This window comes from Streptomyces sp. NPDC059788 (assembly GCF_042732265.1).
GTDB lineage: Bacteria > Actinomycetota > Actinomycetes > Streptomycetales > Streptomycetaceae > Streptomyces.
Genome location: NZ_JBHWHY010000033.1, coordinates 1 through 18,032 on the forward strand (window position 1 = coordinate 1; position 18,032 = coordinate 18,032).

At 73.5% G+C, this 18,032-nt stretch carries 17 protein-coding genes and 1 pseudogene; 7 read left to right on the forward strand and 11 right to left on the reverse strand.

Annotated elements, in window-relative coordinates; genetic code table 11:
* Window positions 1-47: 47 nt before the first annotated feature.
* Window positions 48-905 (reverse strand): 3-hydroxybutyryl-CoA dehydrogenase, encoded by an 858-nt coding sequence (locus tag ACFV57_RS26910; protein WP_385237508.1) that lies wholly within the window; start codon window positions 903-905, stop codon window positions 48-50.
* A 180-nt stretch (window positions 906-1,085) separates the two neighbouring features.
* Here ACFV57_RS26910 and ACFV57_RS26915 point away from each other — a divergent pair, with 180 nt between their 5' ends.
* Window positions 1,086-2,384 carry a glycoside hydrolase family 10 protein gene (locus tag ACFV57_RS26915; protein ID WP_385237511.1) on the forward strand — a complete coding sequence of 433 codons (1,299 nt, stop codon included), beginning with the start codon at window positions 1,086-1,088 and terminating at the stop codon, window positions 2,382-2,384.
* Between the two features lie 17 nt (window positions 2,385-2,401).
* On the opposite strand, the gene ACFV57_RS26920 is transcribed toward ACFV57_RS26915, so the two are convergent.
* Both ACFV57_RS26920 and ACFV57_RS26925 read right to left on the reverse strand, forming a co-directional pair.
* Window positions 2,402-2,605 carry a DUF1918 domain-containing protein gene (locus ACFV57_RS26920; RefSeq protein WP_385237514.1) on the reverse strand — a complete coding sequence of 68 codons (204 nt, stop codon included), beginning with the start codon at window positions 2,603-2,605 and terminating at the stop codon, window positions 2,402-2,404.
* Between the two features lie 134 nt (window positions 2,606-2,739).
* Entirely contained in the window at window positions 2,740-3,750 is a 1,011-nt protein-coding gene (locus ACFV57_RS26925; protein ID WP_385237517.1) for a DMT family transporter, read from the reverse strand.
* Here ACFV57_RS26925 and ACFV57_RS26930 point away from each other — a divergent pair.
* On the forward strand, window positions 3,749-5,218 hold the full coding sequence (locus tag ACFV57_RS26930; protein WP_385237520.1) for a PLP-dependent aminotransferase family protein: 1,470 nt from the start codon (window positions 3,749-3,751) through the stop codon (window positions 5,216-5,218). The two genes, ACFV57_RS26925 and ACFV57_RS26930, sit on opposite strands and share 2 nt — an antisense overlap.
* Before the next feature lie 40 nt (window positions 5,219-5,258).
* Entirely contained in the window at window positions 5,259-5,756 is a 498-nt protein-coding gene (locus ACFV57_RS26935; protein ID WP_385237523.1) for a GNAT family N-acetyltransferase, read from the forward strand.
* A 16-nt stretch (window positions 5,757-5,772) separates the two neighbouring features.
* Here the strand turns inward: ACFV57_RS26935 and ACFV57_RS26940 are convergent, their stop codons facing one another.
* The 7 genes from ACFV57_RS26940 to ACFV57_RS26970 all read right to left on the reverse strand — a co-directional run bounded on the left by ACFV57_RS26940 (window position 5,773) and on the right by ACFV57_RS26970 (window position 14,255).
* Window positions 5,773-7,116 carry an alpha-glucosidase/alpha-galactosidase gene (locus tag ACFV57_RS26940; protein WP_385237526.1) on the reverse strand — a complete coding sequence of 448 codons (1,344 nt, stop codon included), beginning with the start codon at window positions 7,114-7,116 and terminating at the stop codon, window positions 5,773-5,775.
* Entirely contained in the window at window positions 7,113-8,081 is a 969-nt protein-coding gene (locus tag ACFV57_RS26945; RefSeq protein WP_385237529.1) for a carbohydrate kinase family protein, read from the reverse strand. The genes ACFV57_RS26940 and ACFV57_RS26945 overlap by 4 nt, the downstream gene beginning before the upstream one ends.
* A 109-nt stretch (window positions 8,082-8,190) precedes the next feature.
* On the reverse strand, window positions 8,191-9,081 hold the full coding sequence (locus ACFV57_RS26950) for a carbohydrate ABC transporter permease (protein ID WP_385237533.1): 891 nt from the start codon (window positions 9,079-9,081) through the stop codon (window positions 8,191-8,193).
* Window positions 9,078-10,295 (reverse strand): carbohydrate ABC transporter permease, encoded by a 1,218-nt coding sequence (locus ACFV57_RS26955; protein WP_385237536.1) that lies wholly within the window; start codon window positions 10,293-10,295, stop codon window positions 9,078-9,080. The genes ACFV57_RS26950 and ACFV57_RS26955 overlap by 4 nt, the downstream gene beginning before the upstream one ends.
* Window positions 10,292-11,611, reverse strand: a complete 1,320-nt coding sequence (locus ACFV57_RS26960; RefSeq protein ID WP_385237792.1) for an extracellular solute-binding protein — start codon at window positions 11,609-11,611, stop codon at window positions 10,292-10,294. The genes ACFV57_RS26955 and ACFV57_RS26960 overlap by 4 nt, the downstream gene beginning before the upstream one ends.
* 265 nt (window positions 11,612-11,876) lie before the next feature.
* A complete protein-coding gene (locus ACFV57_RS26965; protein ID WP_385237539.1) occupies window positions 11,877-12,995 on the reverse strand; it encodes an IPT/TIG domain-containing protein in 1,119 nt (372 codons plus the stop codon).
* 459 nt (window positions 12,996-13,454) lie between these two features.
* The gene (locus ACFV57_RS26970; RefSeq protein WP_385237542.1) at window positions 13,455-14,255 is read right to left on the reverse strand and encodes a hypothetical protein; all 801 of its coding nucleotides are present in this window, start codon (window positions 14,253-14,255) and stop codon (window positions 13,455-13,457) included.
* A gap of 50 nt (window positions 14,256-14,305) precedes the next feature.
* On the opposite strand from ACFV57_RS26970, the gene ACFV57_RS26975 reads away from it, so the two are divergent.
* Window positions 14,306-14,665, forward strand: a complete 360-nt coding sequence (locus tag ACFV57_RS26975; protein ID WP_385237544.1) for a hypothetical protein — start codon at window positions 14,306-14,308, stop codon at window positions 14,663-14,665.
* Window positions 14,666-14,756: 91 nt separating this feature from the next.
* Window positions 14,757-15,029, forward strand: a pseudogene (locus ACFV57_RS26980) (GNAT family N-acetyltransferase); the annotation flags it as partial.
* A gap of 140 nt (window positions 15,030-15,169) precedes the next feature.
* Here the strand turns inward: ACFV57_RS26980 and ACFV57_RS26985 are convergent.
* Window positions 15,170-16,090 carry an inositol monophosphatase family protein gene (locus tag ACFV57_RS26985; RefSeq protein WP_385237547.1) on the reverse strand — a complete coding sequence of 307 codons (921 nt, stop codon included), beginning with the start codon at window positions 16,088-16,090 and terminating at the stop codon, window positions 15,170-15,172.
* 111 nt (window positions 16,091-16,201) lie between these two features.
* On the opposite strand from ACFV57_RS26985, the gene ACFV57_RS26990 reads away from it, so the two are divergent.
* Both ACFV57_RS26990 and ACFV57_RS26995 read left to right on the forward strand, forming a co-directional pair.
* Window positions 16,202-17,299, forward strand: coding sequence for an AsnC family transcriptional regulator (locus tag ACFV57_RS26990; protein ID WP_385237549.1), 1,098 nt, complete (start codon window positions 16,202-16,204; stop codon window positions 17,297-17,299).
* 154 nt (window positions 17,300-17,453) lie between these two features.
* The gene (locus ACFV57_RS26995; protein WP_385237551.1) at window positions 17,454-17,873 is read left to right on the forward strand and encodes a VOC family protein; all 420 of its coding nucleotides are present in this window, start codon (window positions 17,454-17,456) and stop codon (window positions 17,871-17,873) included.
* The last annotated feature ends 159 nt before the right edge of the window (window positions 17,874-18,032 follow it).

An 18,032-nucleotide genomic window follows, 5' to 3' on the forward strand; every position in this document is an offset into this window, starting at 1 on the left:
GCCTCCCGGTTCGGGGAGGCGGCCCGCACGCCGTGCCGTGGGGTGGCTCAGTACGTGTAGAAGCCGGAGCCGGTCTTGCGGCCGAGACGGCCGGCGTCGACCATGCGGGCCAGGAGCGGGGGAGCGGCGTAGAGGGCTTCCTTGTACTCGTGGTACATGGAATCGGCGACCGAGGCGACCGTGTCGAGGCCGATCAGGTCGGAGAGCCGGAGCGGACCCATCGGGTGGGCGCAGCCCATCTCCATGCCGTTGTCGATGTCCTCGCGGCTGGCGATGCCGGACTCGAACATCCGGATCGCCGAGAGCAGGTACGGGATCAGCAGCGCGTTGACGACGAAGCCGGAGCGGTCCTGGGCGCGGATCGCGTGCTTGCCGAGGACGTCCTGGACCAGCTGCTCGGCCCGCTTGATCGTTTCCTCACCGGTGGTCAGCGCGGGGATCAGCTCGACCAGCTTCTGCACCGGCGCCGGGTTGAAGAAGTGGATGCCGATGACCTGGTCGGGGCGGGAGGTGGCGACGGCCAGCTTCACCAGCGGGATGGAGGAGGTGTTGGAGGCCAAGATCGCGTCCGGGCGGGTCACCACCTGGTCGAGGACCTGGAAGATCTCCGTCTTGACCTGCTCGTTCTCCACGACGGCCTCGATGACGAGGTCGCGGTCGGCGAACTCACCGAGGTCGGTGGTGAAGCTGAGCCGGCCGAGCGTCGCGTCGCGCTCCGCGACGGTGATCTTGCCGCGCTCGGCGGCCTTGCCCAGGGAGTTGGTCAGCCGCGTACGGCCCAGCTCCAGCGCCTCACCGGTGGTCTCAGCGACCATCACGTCCAGGCCGGAGCGGGCACACACCTCGGCGATACCGGCGCCCATCTGGCCGCAGCCCACCACTCCGACGCGTTCGATGTCGGTCACATCGTGCCTTTCGCTGATCTCGGGGTCCGGCGGCGCTCGTCGGGCCGTCCGTGCCTACGGCAGGGACCCCGGCGTCCGCCTCGGCACCGACGTTACTCCGCGGGATGCTGTGCGGCGGGGGCAGGGGCGGGCATTCTGTTGTCCTAGGACGGGACGTACCGGACACTTTGGGGGCGTGACATGAGACGGATCACACGAAGAGCCTTCGCGGTCGCGGCCCTCACGGCGGCCGCCGCGGCACCGGGGACCGGCGGCGCGGCGGCCCGCGGCCGGGGCGCGGACGGCGGCCGGCCGGAGTTCCGCGGCATGTGGCTGGCCACGGTCGCCAACCGGGACTGGCCCTCCCGGCCCGGCCTCCCGGCCGCCCGGCAGCAGGCCGAACTGCTCGGTCACCTGGACGCGGCGGTGGCGCGCCGCCTGAACACGGTGATCTTCCAGGTGCGCCCCACCGCGGACGCGCTGTGGCCTTCCCCGTACGAGCCCTGGTCGGAGTACCTGACCGGCGTCCAGGGCCGCGACCCCGGCTGGGACCCCCTCGGCTTCGCCGTCCGCGAGGCCCACCGGCGCGGCCTGGAACTGCACGCCTGGTTCAACCCGTACCGCATCGCCAACCACACCGACCCGTCCCGGCTGGTGCCCACCCACCCGGCGCGGCTGCACCCGGACTGGGCCGTGCCGTACGGCGGCAAGCTCTACTACAACCCGGGCCTGCCCGAGGTCCGCGGCTTCGTGCAGGACGCGATCCTCGACGCGGTGGAGCACTACGACATCGACGGCGTCCACTTCGACGACTACTTCTACCCCTACCCGGTGGCGGGCCAGACCTTCGACGACGACGCCGCGTACGAGGAGTACGGCGGCGACTTCGAGACGCGCGCGGACTGGCGGCGGAACAACATCGACCTGCTGGTGAGCGAGACCGCGCAGCGGGTGCGCGCGGCGCGGTCACCGGGCGGCGGACGCGGCCCGGGACGGTGGCGCCGGCGGCACCGCACACACCACCGCCCCGTACGGTTCGGTATCAGCCCCTTCGCCATATGGCGCAACCAGGCCACCGATCCGGCCGGATCGGACACCCGCGCGGGCGTGCAGACCTACGACGACCTGTACGCCGACACCCGTAAGTGGGTGCGCGAGGAGTGGATCGACTACATCGTTCCGCAGGTCTACTGGAACATCGGCTTCCCGGCGGCCGACTACGCGAAGCTCCTGCCGTGGTGGTCGCAGACGGTCACCGGTACGCGCGTCCACCTGTGCGTCGGCGAGGCCCTGTACAAGGCGGGCGCGTCCGGCCAGCCGCCCGCCTGGCAGGACCCCGCCGAACTCTCCCGCCATCTGACCCTCGCCCGCGACCACCCGAAGGTGCGCGGCCACATCTTCTTCTCGGCGAAGGAGGTGGCCGAGGACCGCATCGGGGCGATGGCGCGGGTGGTGGCCGACCACTACCACGGTCCGGTGCAGCCTCCACGCCCCGCGTGACCGCGGCGGCCCGCGCCCTACTCCTGGGCGTCGGCCGCCGGGAGGTGCCGTACGACGGTGTCCGGGCCCGGCGACATCAGCGTCTCGCGGCCGTCCTCGAAACGCACGCGGTACGGCGGGGTGCCGTCCGCGCCCAGGACTTCGATGATCTCGGCGGTCCGGTCGTGCTGCCCCACGATCCTGCCGTGCACCAGCAGCCGGTCTCCCACACTCGCTCTCATCGGCTACGGCCTCCTCGTCAGTCGGTCGGAGGGTGTGTCTTCCGTGGCGGCAAGTCTACGGCCGGGCCCCGCCGATGCACCCGCGGAACGCGCCACCCGCGCGGGGGCCCGGACAATCTTCGGCCACCCGCCGCTCAGCCGGCCGTGCGCTGGGTGACCGCGATGCAGACGAGTACGGCGACGGCGGCGACCGGGGCGGCCAGCGGCAGCTGTTCGCCGAGCAGCAGTACCGACCAGACCAGCGTCAGCAGCGGCTGGGCGAGCTGGAGCTGACTGGCCCTGGACACGCCGATGGCCGCCATGCCGCGGTACCAGACCACCAGCCCGAGGAACTGCGAGCCGAGCGACAGCCACAGCAGGCCCGCCACCGCGTGCACGGTCAGGTGCGGCGGTTCGGCGAGCAGCGCCAGGACCGAGCCCGGCACCGTCAGCGGCAGGGCCAGCAGCAGCGCCCAGCCGATGACCTGCCAGCCGGGCAGGTGCCGGGCGAGCCGGCCGCCCTCGGTATAACCGGCCGCGCAGATCAGCAGCGCGGCGAACAGGTACAGGTCGCTGGTGCTCAGCGCGCCGCCGCTCTGCTGGACGGCGAAGCCGATGACGACGGCGGCGCCGGCCAGCGCCGCGGCCCAGAAGGTGCGCGACGGCCGGGCGCCGGTCCGTACGGCCGAGAACGCGGCGGTGGTCAGCGGCAGCAGGCCGACGACGACCGCCGCGTGCGAGGTGGTGGAGGTCTCCAGCGCGAGCGTGGTCAGCAGCGGGAAGCCGAGTACGACGCCAGCCGCCACGACGGCCAGGCCCGCCCAGTGGCGGCGCTCCGGCAGCCGGACCCGGAACACGGCCATGCAGCAGCCGGCGATGGCGGCGGCGAGCACGCTGCGCAGGGTCACCACCGTCCAGGCGCCCATGCCTTCGAGGGCCCAGGCGGTGGCGGGGAAGGTGAGGGAGAAGGAGGCGACACCGAGGGCGGCGAGCAGGGTGCCGCGGGCGGCGGTGCCGGTCGCGGGCGCGGAGACGGGGGTGGGAGCGGCGGCGGGCGGGCCGACCGCGGCGGTCGCGGCCGCGGCTGTCCCGGCCACGGCGGTGCTGCCGACCGGAGCGCTGACCGCTATCGCGCTATCGGGAGTAGCGCTATCGTGATCTCTCATGCACGAGCGTAACAGCGTCGCCGAACTGGCCGCCATCCTCCGCGACGGTCTCAACCGCTACTCTCCGGGTGAGAAGCTGCCGTCGAGCCGCGCCCTGGTGGAGCGGCACCGGGTGAGCCCGGTGACGGTCTCCCGCGCGCTGGCCGAGCTGGCGGCCGAGGGCCTGGTGGTCACCCGGCCCGGCGCCGGAGCCTTCCGCGCCGAGGCCCGGCCGCAGGCCCGCCCCGTGGACACCTCCTGGCAGGAGATCGCGCTGAGCGCCGAGGCGGCCGACGACCACGCGCCGCGCGGCGTGGACGACTCGGGCGTGCTGGCCACCCTGGCCGCGCCCGCCGTCGGCGTCATCGAGCTGAACGGCGGCTACCTGCACCCCGCCCTGCAACCGGAGCGCGCGCTCGCCGCCGCGCTCGCACGGGCCGGACGCCGCCCCGGGGCCTGGGGCCGGCCGCCGATGGAGGGCGTCGCCGAACTGCGGGCCTGGTTCGCACGCGAGATCGGCGGCCCCGGGGGAGCGCTCGCGGGCTCGGACGTCCTGGTGACGGCGGGCGGGCAGAGCGCGCTGACGGTGGCGCTGCGGGCGCTGGCCCCGCCCGGCGCGCCGGTGCTCGTCGAGTCGCCGACGTATCCGGGGATGCTGGCCGCCGCCCGCGCGTCCGGGCTGCGCCCCGTACCCGTACCGATGGACGCGGACGGCGTACGGACCGATCTGCTCGCCGAGGCCTTCCGGGCCAGCGGGGCGCGCCTGTTCGTCTGCCAGCCGCTCTTCCAGAACCCGACCGGGGCCGTGCTGGCCGCCGGGCGCCGGGCCGAGGTGCTGCGGATCGCCCGCGCGGCCGGCGCGTTCGTGGTGGAGGACGACTTCGCGCGCCGGCTCGTCCACGAGGACGCGCCCGCGTTGCCGCCCACGCTGATCGCCGACGACCCGGACGGCACGGTCGTGCACGTCTGCTCGCTGACCAAGGCCACCTCGCCGAGCCTGCGGGTGGGCGCGCTCGCCGCGCACGGCCCGGTCCTCGACCGGCTGCGTGCCATCCAGGTCGTGGACAGCTTCTTCGTGCCCCGCCCTCTCCAGGAAGCCGCTCTGGAACTGGTGGGTTCCCCGGCGTGGAGCCGCCACCTGCGCACCATTTCGGGGCAGTTGGCGGTGCGCCGGGACACGCTGGCCTCGGCGCTCCGGCTGCACTTCGGGGGCACGGAGGCGGCCGGGCCGGTCCCCGGCATGCGGATCGTGCCGCCCGGCGGCTACCACTTCTGGCTGCGCCTGCCCGACGGTACGGACGAGGCGGCGCTGGCCGGCGCGGCGCTGCGCGCGGGCGTCGCGGTCGCCCCGGGCCGCCCGTACTTCGCCGCCGAACCCCCGGCCCCGCACCTGCGTCTGACGTTCGCCTCGGCGGCCGGTACGGCCGAACTGGCGGAGGGGGCGCGGCGGTTGTGGTCGGCGTACGAGGAAGTGTCGGTGACCGGGTAATCCGTTCGACTCCGGCCCGCTCCTCTGCGAGCCTCCGTCCATGAACGACAGCACCCCCGACGCTCCGGGCGCGGGCGCCCCCGTGACCGCCTCCGACGGCTTCCCGGCCGGTTACGAGGTCTCCACCGACCCGCAGCGGCTGGACCTGGCCCTGGTCCACCACTGGCTCTCCACCGACGCCTACTGGGCCCTCGGCCGCTCCCGCGAGCGCCAGGACCGGGCAGTGGCGGGGTCGCTCAACTTCGGTCTGTACGAGTCCGGGGCGGCGGACGCGCCCGGCGGGGGACGCCAGGTCGGCTACGCCCGCGTCGTCACCGACCACACCACCTTCGCCTGGCTCTGCGACGTCTACATCGCGCCCGCCGCCCGCGGCAAGGGCCTGGGCACGGCGCTGGCCGGCCACATCCGCGACCACCTGGCGCCGTACGGCCTGCGCCGCATCCTGCTGGCGACGGGGGACGCCCACGGCGTCTACGCCCGCGTGGGCTTCGAGGCGCTGACCGCCCCCGGCCAGTGGATGGCGCTCGACCTCCAGTAGCGGTGCCGGGCCCGGCTCAGTGTCCCAGCACCTCCCGCAGTTCCGGCTGGAGCAGGTCGGCGTGGGCGCGTACGAGGTCGTCGCACAGGTCCCAGATGCGTTCGACGGGCAGCGCCGCCGCGGTGGCGGGGTCCGTCATCGCCGCGTGCCGGATGTGGCGCGGCTCGCCCTCCACCGCGGCCCGTACGACCAGGTCGTTGGCGCTCGCGTAGGCCCGGTTCAGGGCCGCGCACTGCGGGGGCAGGGCGCCGACCCGGGTGGGCTGGACGCCCAGCGAGTCCACCAGGCACGGCACTTCCACGGCCGCCTCGGCGGGCAGGTTGTCGATCAGGCCGTGGTTGGGCACGTTGCCGTAGACCGTGCGCGGGGTGCCGGTGACGATGCTGTGGACGACCTGCGGCGCGTACTCCATCGTGCCCTCCACCGGCAGCGGCGACCCGGCGGCGAGCGCGTCCCGGGTCCTGACGTACTCGGCGGTGTTCTCCTCGATGATGTCCAGGTACGTGCCGATCGGCAGCCGCAGCCGCTCCACCTCGCTGTCGTGGTGGAGGTACCAGGGCACGTACTCGGACGAGTGCTCGCTGGTCTCGGTCGGGTAGTAACCGAGCCTGCGGTACATGTCCACGCGCACCCGGCGCAGCAACTGCGGGTCCTTGGCGATCGCGTCGTCCAGCAGCGGGTACAGGCTCTGCCCGGCCCGTTCGAAACGCAGTACCCAGGCCTGGTGGTTGACGCCGGCGGCCTGGTAGGAGATCTCCTCGTACGGGACGTCCAGCAGGTCGGCGAGGTCCCGTACGGTCCAGTAGACGGAGTGGCACAGGCCGACGACGCGGCGCAGCGGTGTGGCCCGCGCGAGGTACATCACGTTCATCGCCATCGGGTTGGTGTAGTTCAGCAGCCAGGCGTCCGGGCAGAGTTCGGCGATGTCGTCGGCGAGGGCGCGCAGCAGCGGGAAGGTGCGCAGGGCGCGGAAGATGCCGCCGACACCGAGGGTGTCGCCGATGGTCTGGCGCAGCCCGTAGCGGGCGGGGATGTCGAAGTCCGTGCGGGTGGCGGCGTTCATGCCGATCTGCACGGTGTTGATGACGAAGTCCGCGCCGTCGAGTGCCGCGCGCCGGTCGAGGTGCGCGGTGATCTCCGGTTCGGCGCCGCGCGTGGCGGCGATGTGGCGGGCGGCGCCCTCGGCGGTGGCGAGGCGTTCGGGGTCGATGTCGTGCAGGGCGACGTGGATGCGCCGCAGTTCGGGGAAGGCGAGCAGGTCGGCGAGGAGTCCCTGGGTGAACACGACGCTGCCGGCGCCGATGAAGGCGATCTTCACGGTGCCGGTGCGGCCGGTCGGGGTCGGGGTGGTGCTGGTCATGCGTGGCTCCCGGGTGAGGTGGTGCGGGCGGCGGCAGCGGCCTCGTCCCAGGTGGGCTGGGCCGCCGTACCGCCGTGGGCGCGGGTGGACAGGGCGCCGCAGGCGGCGGCGAAGGTGAGGGCCGCGGGCAGGTCCAGGCCCCGCAGGACCGCGGCGACGAACCCGGCGTCGAAGCTGTCGCCGGCGCCGACGCTGTCCACCGGGTCGGCGGGCACGGCGGCGGTACGGGTGAGGGTGACGCCGTCGTGGGCCAGCGCGCCGGCCGCGCCGTCCTTGACGACGACCAGCGGGCCGAGGCGGGCGAGGGCGGCGGCGGGGACGTCGCCTTCCGCCGGTCCGGGAGCCAGCGTCGCGGCCAGCGCCCGCGCCTCCGCGGCGTTCGGCAGCAGCACGTCGGTGGATTTGAGGACCGGGCCGAGCAGTTCCGGGTCCCAGCGCTGTGCGGGGTCGTCGTTGGTGTCGAGCGAGGTGGCGGCGCCGTGCCCGCGGGCCCGCGCGAACACCTCGCCCAGCCCCCGGGCCAGCCGCGGCATCAGGAAGAACGATCCGGCGTGCACGTGCCGGCAGTCGGCGAGCAGCCGGTCGGGGACGTCCCGCGGCCCGGTGGCGGTCAGAGCGCCGGGGGCGGTGAGGATGGCGCGGTCGTCGCCACGCGCGAGGACGGCGGTGAGCGGGGTGGGCAGCTCCGGGTCGGTGACCAGCGCCGTCACGTCCACGCCGCGCTCGGCCAGTGCCGTACGGACGAACGCGCCCGCCGGGTCGTCGCCGACCCGCCCGGCGAACGCCACGCGCAGCCCCAGCCGCGCGGCGCCGCACGCGGTGATCGCGGCCGAACCGCCCAGCAGCAGGCTCCCCGAGGCGACGAGTTGCTCGCGCTGCCCGTACTCCAGCACACGCGGGACCTGGCCGAGCACCACGTCGGGGTTGGCGTCGCCGATGACGAGGAGGTCGAAGGAACGGGGCACGGGTACCTCCGGGGCGGGGTGGGGCGGGGATCGGTACGGGCGGGGCCGGGCGGCGGCCGGTACGGGGAGCGGTCGGTACGGGCGGGGCCGGTACGGGCAGGGGGCGGGGCTACCCCTTCAGTCCGCTCGACGTCAGCGACTGGATGAAGGTCTTCTGCGCGAAGAGGAACGCCACCAGGACCGGCAGCACCGTGATCACATTGCCCGCCATGATCGCCGACCATCTGTTGTGGTGCTGTCCCTGGAAGGTCGTCAGCCCCAGCTGCAGCGTGTACTGGGTGTCGTGGTTGATCGCGATGAGCGGCCAGGTCAGGTCGTTCCAGGTGGTCAGGAAGGTCAGTACGGCGACGGTCGCCAGCGCCGGGCGGGCCAGCGGCAGCACGACGGAGTACAGCACCCGCAGCCGCGAGCACCCGTCGATCCAGGCCGCCTCCTCCAGCTCCCGGGGCAGCGCCAGGAAGAACTGCCGGAAGAGGAAGACCGCGAACGGCGTGACCAGGGACGGCACGATCAGCGCCCCCAGCGTGTCGATCAGCCCCAGGTTCTTCATCACCAGGAACGTCGGGATCATGGTGAGCTGGAACGGGATCACCATGGTCGCCAGCATCAGCCCCAGCAGCAGCCGGGACCCGGCGAACCGCATCCGGGCGAAGGCGTAGCCGCCCAGCGAGCCGAGCACCAGGTTGGAGAGCACCGCGGTGACCGCGACGATCGAGGAGTTGGCGAACCAGCGCGGGAACATCGCCGTGCTCAGCACGTAGTCGTACCCGCCGAGATCGATACCGGACGGCCACAGCGACGGCGGGAAGCGGTTGATCTCCGCGTTGGTCATCACCGAACTGAGCACCAGCCACACCAGCGGCAGCGCGAAGCCCAGCGACAGCGGCGCCAGCAGCAGATGCCAGGCGCTGAAGGGCAGGCGGCGCCGGGCCGGGCGGGACGGCGCGGCGGGCCCGTGGCGGCGTGCGGCGCCGGGCGGCACGGCCGCGGGCGCGGTCAACGGACCGCTCCGTCCGCCACGACGCCCGGCCGGCGCCGCCGGTACAGGCGCAGGGCGGCGCCCGCGACGAGCAGGGCGACGGCGAGGACGTACGCGGCGGCGGCTCCGTATCCGGCGGTGAACATCTGGAACGCCTGCTCCCATACGAAGTAGACGATGAGGGTGGTCGACCCGAGCGGGCCGCCCTTCGTGGTCACATAGATCAGGTCGAACACCTGGAGCGCGGTGATCAGCTGCCACAGCAGCAGGAAGACCGTCACGGGCGTCAGGGAGGGCAGCTTGATGTGCCACAGCACCCGCAGCCGGCTCGCGCCGTCCAGCCGCGCCGACTCGATCAGCTCCGGCGGTACGTCCTGGAGCGCGGCCAGATAGACGACGACGCAGAACCCGACCCCGCTCCACAGCGAGATCAGCACCAGCAGGTACAGCGCCTGCCCGGGGTCGGAGAGGAAGCCCTGTGCGGACACGCCCAGGTGGTGCAGCAGGGAGTTGGCCACCCCGAACTGCGGGTCGAGGATGAAGAAGAACAGCACGCCCTGCGCGGCGGCCGAGATCACGAACGGGATGAAGATCAACGTCCGGTAGAGGCCGATCAGCCGGATACGGCGGTTGAGCGCCAGCGCGAGCCCCAGGCCGCCGATCAGGCTGAGCGGGACGTACAGGCCCGCGTAGACGAGGGTGTTCTCCACCGCCGTACGGAAGCCGGGGTCCTGCACCAGCGCCCGGTAGTTGTCCAGGCCCACCCAGCGCCCCGGCGTGACCAGGTCGTCCGCCCGGAAGGAGAGCAGCAGCGACCAGACGACGGGGACGATGCTCAGCCCGAGGATGATCAGGACGGACGGGCTGATGAACGCCCAGGCGGTGGCGTTCTCGCGACGGGCGCGGGCGGCGAGGGTACGGGGGCGGCGGGCGGACGTGCGGGGGTGGCGGGGGGCGGGGGTGCCCGGTGAACGGTTCGTGGCTGTGGTCGCGTTCGTGGCCGCCTTCGTGGCCCGTCGGCCGGTGCCGTCGTGGTGCGGGTTCAGGGTGAGGGGGCGGGGGGTTGTACGGAGGGGGCGGGTACGGCTGGGTTCCGAAGGGCCCGGTTCCGTACTGCTCGGCTCCGTACGGCCTCGCGTCGTCCGGCGGCCCCCGCGGGGCTCCGACGGCATGGCACCACCCTCTTCCGTCCGGCCGGGTCCGGCCGCCGCCTCGTGGGCGTCGTCGGGTCTCATCGCGGGATCAGCAGGGCCGCGTCGGCCTTTTCGGCGCAGGTCCGCAGCGCGTCGGCGGGGGAGCCGCGGCCCAGCAGCACGGCCACGACCGCCTCCCCGACGGCCTGCGAGACCTGCGGATACGCCGGGTGGACGGGCCGGACCCGCGCGGTGTCCAACGCCTTGGTGAACACCGGCAGTCCGACGGTCCGTGCCGAGTGCCGCCGCCACTCGGGGCGCGCGGCGGACGCCCTGCTCAGCGGCAGGCTGCCGCCGCCCGTCGCCCACCGCACGTCCTGGGCCGGGTCGCCCAGCCAGCGCAGGAACTCCACCGCCGCCCGCGAACGCCGCGGACCGTTGTCGAAGACGGTCCAGGTGTCCGGCCCGGAGATCGTGCAGGGCCGGCCGCTGTAGGTCGGCGGCGCCACCACGTCGTAGTCGACCTTGCCGGCGACGATGTCCGGCAGCTCCCACGGGCCGGTGGCCATCATGCCCATCCGCCCGCCGATGAAGACCTGGTGCATCTGCTCGCTGCCCGGCTTGGGATCGACGTAGACGCTCTTGTCGGCGGCGAGCCGCGCCAGGGTGCCGAGCGCCTGCTCCCCGACGTCCCTGAAGCCGATGCTGTGCCCGTCCGGGGCGATGACCTCGCCACCGAGGTCCCACACCAGTGGCCACAGCCGCCAGACGGTGTCCTCGTCGCCGGTGCCCGGCCAGCTCGTACCGAAGGTGCCGCGGCGGGGGTCGGTCAGCAGGCGTGCCGTACGGATGAAGTCGTCCCACGTCCAGCCCGCCTTGGGGTAGGGCACCCCGGCCTGCCGGAACAGCTTCCTGTTGTAGACGACGCACAGCGAGTCCAGTACGGCGGGCGCGGCCCGCACCTGGCCGTTGAGTTCCACCGCCGCGCGGACCGGCCCCCAGAACTCGGGCCAGTACGCGGTGCCGCGCAGCTCGCCGGAGAGATCGACGACGCGGGGACTGCGGGCCACCCGCGCCAGGTCGGCCCCGAAGACGAGCGCGATGTCCGGGTACGAGCCCGCCGCCAGCGCCGCCGTCACCTTCTGGAGCATGGCGTCGGCCACCACCCCGCCGCCTCCGGCATCGACGCGGATGCGTGTCTGCCCGCCGTTGAAGTCGTCGACGAGGGACTGGATGGCCTTGCGGCCGGTGTCGGCCTGGCCGTGCCACAGTTCGACGATGACCCGGCCGCCCGCGCCGACGCTCCTGGCCTGCGAGGACGCGCAGCCGCCGAGGCCGCCGAGGAGCGGAGCGCCCGCGGCGAGCCCGGCGCCGGTGCGCAGGAGGCGGCGCCGGGTGGGCCCGCCGGGGGAGTGGATGTCCGGCCGGGGGCCGATGCCTGGTGGCCGTGGTGATGAGCCATTGCCCCGAGGCTGTCGTGGTGTGCCGCCGTACCCTGGCCGCGGTGGGGCGCCGTCGTCGTCCCGTGACCCTGTCGTGTCCGTGTCCCCGCCGGTTGCGTCGCGCACCACCGGCCACCCCCTCGAAGAACCGGTCCAAGGTTCCGCAGAACCGTTTGCGCCCGCTCCCGGGCCCCCGAACCGGACGGTCGGGAGCCCTCAAGAGCTAACCAGCAGGCTTGAATCAGTGCAATGGTGCTGCGGCGCCGGGGGAGGTGCCGTCACCCGGCCCGCGTTCCGTGTACGTGAACCGGTCCGCGTCCACCGTCGCGCTCGTGCCGCCCGCCGTCGTCACGGTGACGTGCACGGTGCCCGACCCGGCCGGTGACGTACTGCTGCAGAAGGAGTCCCCGCAGGACACGTGCGCCGCCGGCGCGTCCCCGAACGCGATCGTGCCGCCCGCCAGGTGCGCGCCGAGGACGTACACCGAAGTCCCGCCCCGCGACGGGCCGCCGATCACGTTCAGGCCGGTCACCACCGGGGCGGCGGGCGGCGCCGGCGGCGGCCCGGTGTAGGTGAAGCCGCCCGGTGCCCGCGCGGTGCCGCCCGGGGTGACGACGGTGACCGGGACGCTGCCGGAACCGCCCGGCGTGGTGGCGGTGCACTGCGTGGCCGTGCAATGCGACGTGCCGGCCTCGGCGTTGCCGAAGAGCACGAACCCGGTGTCCAGGCCGGTTCCGGTGACGGTGACGGCGGTGCCGCCGGCGCCCGGCCCGGTGGCCGTGTCGATGCCGGTCACCGTCGGCGGGTCCGGCACCTCGGCGGGCTGCTGCGGACCGTTGACCGTGTACGTGCTCACGTTGTTGGCGGCGTGCACGTCGTCGCGGTTGGCGACGGTGGCCCTGATCACCCCCGACGGCCGCTCCGCGCCCGAGGAGACCTGCACCTTCATGAAGTCGCCGCGACCGGGCACGCGGGTCCCGCGGAAGGTCGCCTCCAAGTGCCGCCCGTCCGGCGACACACGCTGGCTGAACGTGTAGTCGTACGGCGTGGAGTACATCAGCGCGCCGCCGGTCCGCAGGCCGGGCGGCAGGTCCACGGTCAGATGGGTGATTCCGGTGGTGTCGGCCGTGCCGACCGAGGTCCACTGGACGGAGAAGTTCCCGTAACTGTTCGGATTCGTCGGATAGTTGCCCGCCTGCGAGACGCCCACGTCCGGGCCGGTGACGAGGCCGGGTGCGGTGGCGGAGCGGGGAGGGGCGGCGGAGCCGGGCGCGGTGGCCGCGAGGGCGGGGCCCGCCGCGAACAGGGCGGTCACGGCGAGGACGAGGGCCGACCAGGCCGCTGCTAATCGAGTCGTCATGCTCAGCGTCATCGCCCGTACGGGTGCGCCTGTTACGCCCCTTCCGTCACCCCTGTGGCCCGATGGGCGGAATCCGGCCGTACGACGTCCCGTCCCCGCTCCCCGGCCCCGCCTCCAGCCGCACACTCAACCGACTCCCCGACTCCCCGACTCCCCGACTCCCCGACTCCCGGACTCCCCGACTCCCGGACTCCCGGAACCCCGACGCCCTGCCACACGCCGCGAGGCCGGGGAACGGGTGCGCCACCGGGGGAGGAGCCCGGCCACTCCAGCAGGGCCTGTACGGCGCCATGTCCGGCCGAAACCCGCTCCACGCCACCGCGTCCCACACGGGCCGGAACGTGTCCTCCGTGACGTCGGCTGGCACGGCTCGCGGAGCGCGGGCGGTGGCGGCATCCGGTGTGGTGACAATGGCCGACGGCCCGAGCGCCATGATCCCCTAGGGGCATTCGGCGCGGCTCACCGCCGCCACCAGATGCGGAGGGGACCGGCCGTGTGGCAGCCGTTCGCCACCGCTGCCTCCAGGTCGGTGCCGGATTCGTAGCCGACGACCGGCAGGGCGGGCCACCGGGCGGTCACGGCGGAGAGGCAACCGGCCCAGGTGTCGTGCGGGCCGGTGCCCGCCGCGGTGGCTTCGGTGCCGCTGACGACGCCGGAGGCGGTGAAGACGTTGGACAGGCCGACCACCGCCTCGCTGAGCGTGGCGACGGCTCCGGCCACGACCGTCCCGTCGGCGGACCGGGCGCGCAGGAAGCGGGTGGCGTCGTCCGCGAGGAGTTCCGGCCGGAACGGGCCGCAGTCGCCCGGCTCCGCTCCCCAGGCCGCCGTCCAGGCGGGCAGGTCCCCGGGCTCGGTGAGCACGTCCCATACCGGTTGACCGGCAGGTGAGGCCACGGGGCGGGGAGTGGGGGCGGTGGCCGGGCGGTGAATCCACTGGGCGTCGAAGAGCACCTCGAAGCCCGCCGGAGCCAGGTCCAGGCACGCGAAGCTGTCCTTGACCGAGCAGCCGGGGGAGGCCAGATCGATCCGGGCCAGGAGTTCGGCCGGGGTACCGGGGCGGTCGGTGAGCGTCACCGCGTCCGGGTAGAACGGCGGCGTGCGGCGGGCGCTGGTCCAGCCGTCGTCGCTGAAGACGCCGGGTATGCCGTGCGTGCGACAGACCGCGTCGCACCACTCGGCGTTGTTACGGGCTGCCGCGCGCACCCAGGAAGCGCGGTCGCTCGTGTCCGGCACAGCTGCGGTGGCTCCCGGGTCGGTCATGCGCTGATCATGACAGGCCGCCAGCCTCTCCTCCACAAAATTGTGGTGCCGTGATCACCGGCCGCTCGTTCTCGATCATGACCGGCCCGGCAGCCGCCAGCCTGCCAGGCATGAATCAGGGAAACGGTGATGTCGACGCGGATGGCAGCCGCGCCGGCGAACGGCCCGGCGCACGGTCCGGCGCACGGGGCAACGAACGGCCCGGCGTCCGCGTCGACGACCCGGCTGCGCCCGCCAACGGCTACGAGGTCAGGCCCGGTGTCCCGACGGCCGACACGTACCGGTGGCTGCGCCGGGCGACCGGCCTGGGCGCCAAGTCGGCCGAAGGCGCGGCGATCGGTCTGCCGAACACTTGGTACGGCGTGACCGTGCACGCGACCGGGGCCGGGGGGCCGCGGAGCCCCGGATAGCGGGGCCCCGGACGGCAGAGGTCCGGGCAGCGGCGTCTCGGACGGTGACGGGTTGGGCGGTGGCGGGTTGGGCGGTGGCGGGTTGGGCGGTGGCGAGCCGGTCGGTATGGGGCGGATCATCGGCGACGGTGGCTGTTTCTTCCAGATCGTCGATATCTGCGTGCTTCCTCGGCACCAGGGCCACGGCCTGGGCAAGCGGATCATGGCGGCACTCACCGCCGAACTGGAGCGCCGCGCACCGGCCGGCGCCTACGTCTCGCTGATCGCCGACGGCGACGCCCGCCACCTCTACGCCAAGTTCGGCTTCACCGAGAGAGCCCCCGCCTCGGTCGGCATGGAACTCCTGCCCCACCCGGCCGACTGAGCTCTGTTCCGAGCGAGCCCTGTTCCGAGCGAGCCGGGGCCGGCCCGGGGCCCGCGGGCCGGAAGGCGGTCACGGTTCCGCGGATCAGTGGACGGTTACGACACCTCGGCCCGGTTACGGCACCTCGGACCAGTGGCCGGTCACGGCTCCAGCAGGTCCATCAGCGCACCGTGCAATCCGCGCGGCGCGACGAGGAAACCGGTCGCCCCGGCACGCCACGGGCGTCCCGCGGTGTCGGTGACGACCGCCCCAGCCTCGCGGGCCACCAGGGCGCCGGGCAGCAGGTTGGCGTCATCCCGGCCGTACTCCCAGAACGCGTCCAACCGCCCCGCCGCCGCATCGGCGATCTGCCACGAGGTGGGCCCCAGATTGCGAACGGCTCCCACGGCGGGCAGTACGGCGGCGAGCGACCGCCCGGCCGCCGCCACGGCCGCCGGCTGCCCCGCGGCGAAGGGCGGATGGCTGGTCCCCACGAGGGCCGCCTCCAGCCGGGTCCGGGCCGATGGGGAGATCCGCTCACCGTTACGGGTGGCGCCGTGGCCGGCCGCCGCGAGATACGTTTCGCCGAGCAGCGGCGCGTGCAGGGCCGCGGCCACCGGCTCGCCGTCCCGTACGAGCGCGAGGCTGACGCAGAAGTACGGCAGGTCCTGCATCAACTGCACCGCACCGTCGATCACGTCCACCATCCAGACGTCCCCCGCCGCCGGCAGACCGGGACCCGGGGCAGCGTCCGGGGAGATCTCCGGACGTGTGTCGTCGTGCAGTTCCTCGGCCCAGGGGACGCCGGGGAGCAAGGCGTCCAGGTGCCGGCGCATGACCTCGACGGCAGGGGATTCCAAGTCCCGGTAGACCGCGGCGAGTTCCTCCATGGTGTCGGCGCTCGGGACGGTGCGCCGCGGGGTCTTGACGAGGAGCGCGCCGACTTCATGAGCGGCTGCCGCCATCGGAGCCAGCAGGGACGCATACGCCATCCCCCGTCCGAGGCCCCGCCTCCCGCTCATGCCCGTACCCAGGTCCATGTCCATGACCTCTTCCGCGACCTCTCCCGCAACCTTTTCCATGTCCTCGTCCTCGTTCCTCTCCGGTGCCGGTAACGGCTGATGCGTTGATCCTGCGCCGGACGGATCGAAGCCGGTCTCTCCAACCCTCAAAAGTGAGCGAAAATGTCGCTCATGCCGCACAGTCCGAGCGATTCCGTACGCAGCGCCTCCGGCCCATCCGGCCCCGTCTCCGCCGCCCCCGCCTCCGCCTCCGCCCCTGCTCCCACTCCTGCCCTCTCGCCCGTTCTCGGCCTCCGCGACCAGCGGCTGATCGCCGCGTTGCAGTGCGACGGGCGGCTGAGCGCCGAGCGGGCCGCCGAGGTGCTGGGCGAGAACCCCCGCACGGTGCACCGCCGCTTGCGGACGCTGACGGGCGACGGCACGGTCAAGGTGATCGCCCAGCCCGTACGGCCTGACTCGGTCGGCGCGTTGCTGCTGCGCATCAAGGTGCTGAAGGGCAAGCTGGACGCCCTCACCGCCGCGCTGGCCGCCCGCCCCGACATCCCGTTCATCGACCTGTCCGCCTCGGGCGACGAGATCTCCGCCGTTTCGCTGACCGACCCGGGGTCCCGCGACCACCTCGTGTTCCGGCAACTGCCGGCCACACCGGCGGTGGCGTCGGTGACCGCCGCCACCGTGCTGCACGTGTTCGCCGAGGCGTCCGACTGGCGCCACGACGTCCTCACCCCGGCAGAACGCGCCGCCCTGACCCCGCTCGCCGATGACGCCGTCGGCCCCAGCAGCTCCAACGGACCTGTCGACCACATCAGTCCCAAAGGCCATGTCAACCCCATCGACCCCATCGACCCCGTCGACGCCGACATCCTGGCCGCCCTGCGCGACGACGCCCGTACCCCCGCCGCGGCGATCGCCGCCCGTACCGGGCATCCCGCCTCCACCGTCCGGCGCCGCCTGGCCCGACTGGTGACCGACGGCCGGCTCGTCACCCAGGTGGTCGTGGACCCCAAGCGCCTGGGCCTGCGTATCGACGCCAACGTGATGATGCAGGTGCCCCCGGATCACTTGGACGCCGTCGGCCGCACCCTGGCCCGGCACCCTGCCGTGCACGGCGCGTTCGCCACCACCGGCGCCTCGAACCTCCACGTCGCCGTCTGGGTTCGGGACCTGCCCGCCCTGTACCGCCTGATCACCGAGGACCTGTCCGGGCTCGGTATCGCCGGCGTCGAAACCGTCATCGTCGGTCACGCCGTCAAGCGGCCGGGCAAGTGAGGCCGAACGCCCGGCCGGATGAAGACCTACCGGAAAGCCTCTCGACGGAACCGGAGACGCCGCTTACCATCGGCGGCGACGGCATCGCGTGTCGGTCACCGACCGGGTGAGGCATGGAGGTGTCCGTGAGTTTGCCTTACGGAGGCAACCCACAGTGTCAGTGCAGTTGAACCACACCATCATCCACTCCCGTGACAACCGGGAATCCGCCGCCTTCCTGGCGCACATCCTCGGGCTCGAAGTCGGTACGGAATGGGGCCCCTTCATCCCCGTGGACACCGCCAACGGCGTCACCCTGGACTTCGCCACGATTCCGGCGGAGTCGATCGCCATGCAGCACTACGCCTTCCTCATCAGCGAAGAGGAATTCGACACGGCTTTCGCGCGCATCCAGCAGGCCGGCCTCACCTATTTCGCCGACCCGCACGGAAAGCAGCCGGGGGAGATCAACCACAACGACGGCGGACGCGGGGTCTACTTCTTCGACCCGGCAGGCCACGCCATGGAGATCATCACCCGTCCGTACGGGGGCGGCGACCCGGAGAAGACCTCCTCGGATCACACGGTCGCCTGAGAGCTCCAGCCGATGAACCGCCGGGGCGGCAGCCGCCCCGGTAACCGGTACGCGGTAACCGGTACGCGGTAACCGGTGCCTGAGAATGTGACGGGGGCGGGGGGGCCCCGCCGCGCCGGCGCCGGGGCCCGCCCCGCCGGGGCCGGGCCCGCGGGGGAG

Excerpts from the sequence above, each read along its gene's own strand:
- ACFV57_RS26915 (WP_385237511.1), top strand. The coding sequence starts at position 1,086 with ATGAGACGGATCACACGAAGAGCCTTCGCGGTCGCGGCCCTCACGGCG.
- ACFV57_RS26920 (WP_385237514.1), bottom strand. The coding sequence starts at position 2,605 with ATGAGAGCGAGTGTGGGAGACCGGCTGCTGGTGCACGGCAGGATCGTG.
- ACFV57_RS26930 (WP_385237520.1), top strand. The coding sequence starts at position 3,749 with ATGCACGAGCGTAACAGCGTCGCCGAACTGGCCGCCATCCTCCGCGAC.
- ACFV57_RS26925 (WP_385237517.1), bottom strand. The coding sequence starts at position 3,750 with ATGAGAGATCACGATAGCGCTACTCCCGATAGCGCGATAGCGGTCAGC.
- ACFV57_RS26935 (WP_385237523.1), top strand. The coding sequence starts at position 5,259 with ATGAACGACAGCACCCCCGACGCTCCGGGCGCGGGCGCCCCCGTGACC.
- ACFV57_RS26940 (WP_385237526.1), bottom strand. The coding sequence starts at position 7,116 with ATGACCAGCACCACCCCGACCCCGACCGGCCGCACCGGCACCGTGAAG.
- ACFV57_RS26955 (WP_385237536.1), bottom strand. The coding sequence starts at position 10,295 with ATGAGACCCGACGACGCCCACGAGGCGGCGGCCGGACCCGGCCGGACG.
- ACFV57_RS26965 (WP_385237539.1), bottom strand. The coding sequence starts at position 12,995 with ATGACGACTCGATTAGCAGCGGCCTGGTCGGCCCTCGTCCTCGCCGTG.
- ACFV57_RS26970 (WP_385237542.1), bottom strand. The coding sequence starts at position 14,255 with ATGACCGACCCGGGAGCCACCGCAGCTGTGCCGGACACGAGCGACCGC.
- ACFV57_RS26985 (WP_385237547.1), bottom strand. The coding sequence starts at position 16,090 with ATGGAAAAGGTTGCGGGAGAGGTCGCGGAAGAGGTCATGGACATGGAC.
- ACFV57_RS26990 (WP_385237549.1), top strand. The coding sequence starts at position 16,202 with ATGCCGCACAGTCCGAGCGATTCCGTACGCAGCGCCTCCGGCCCATCC.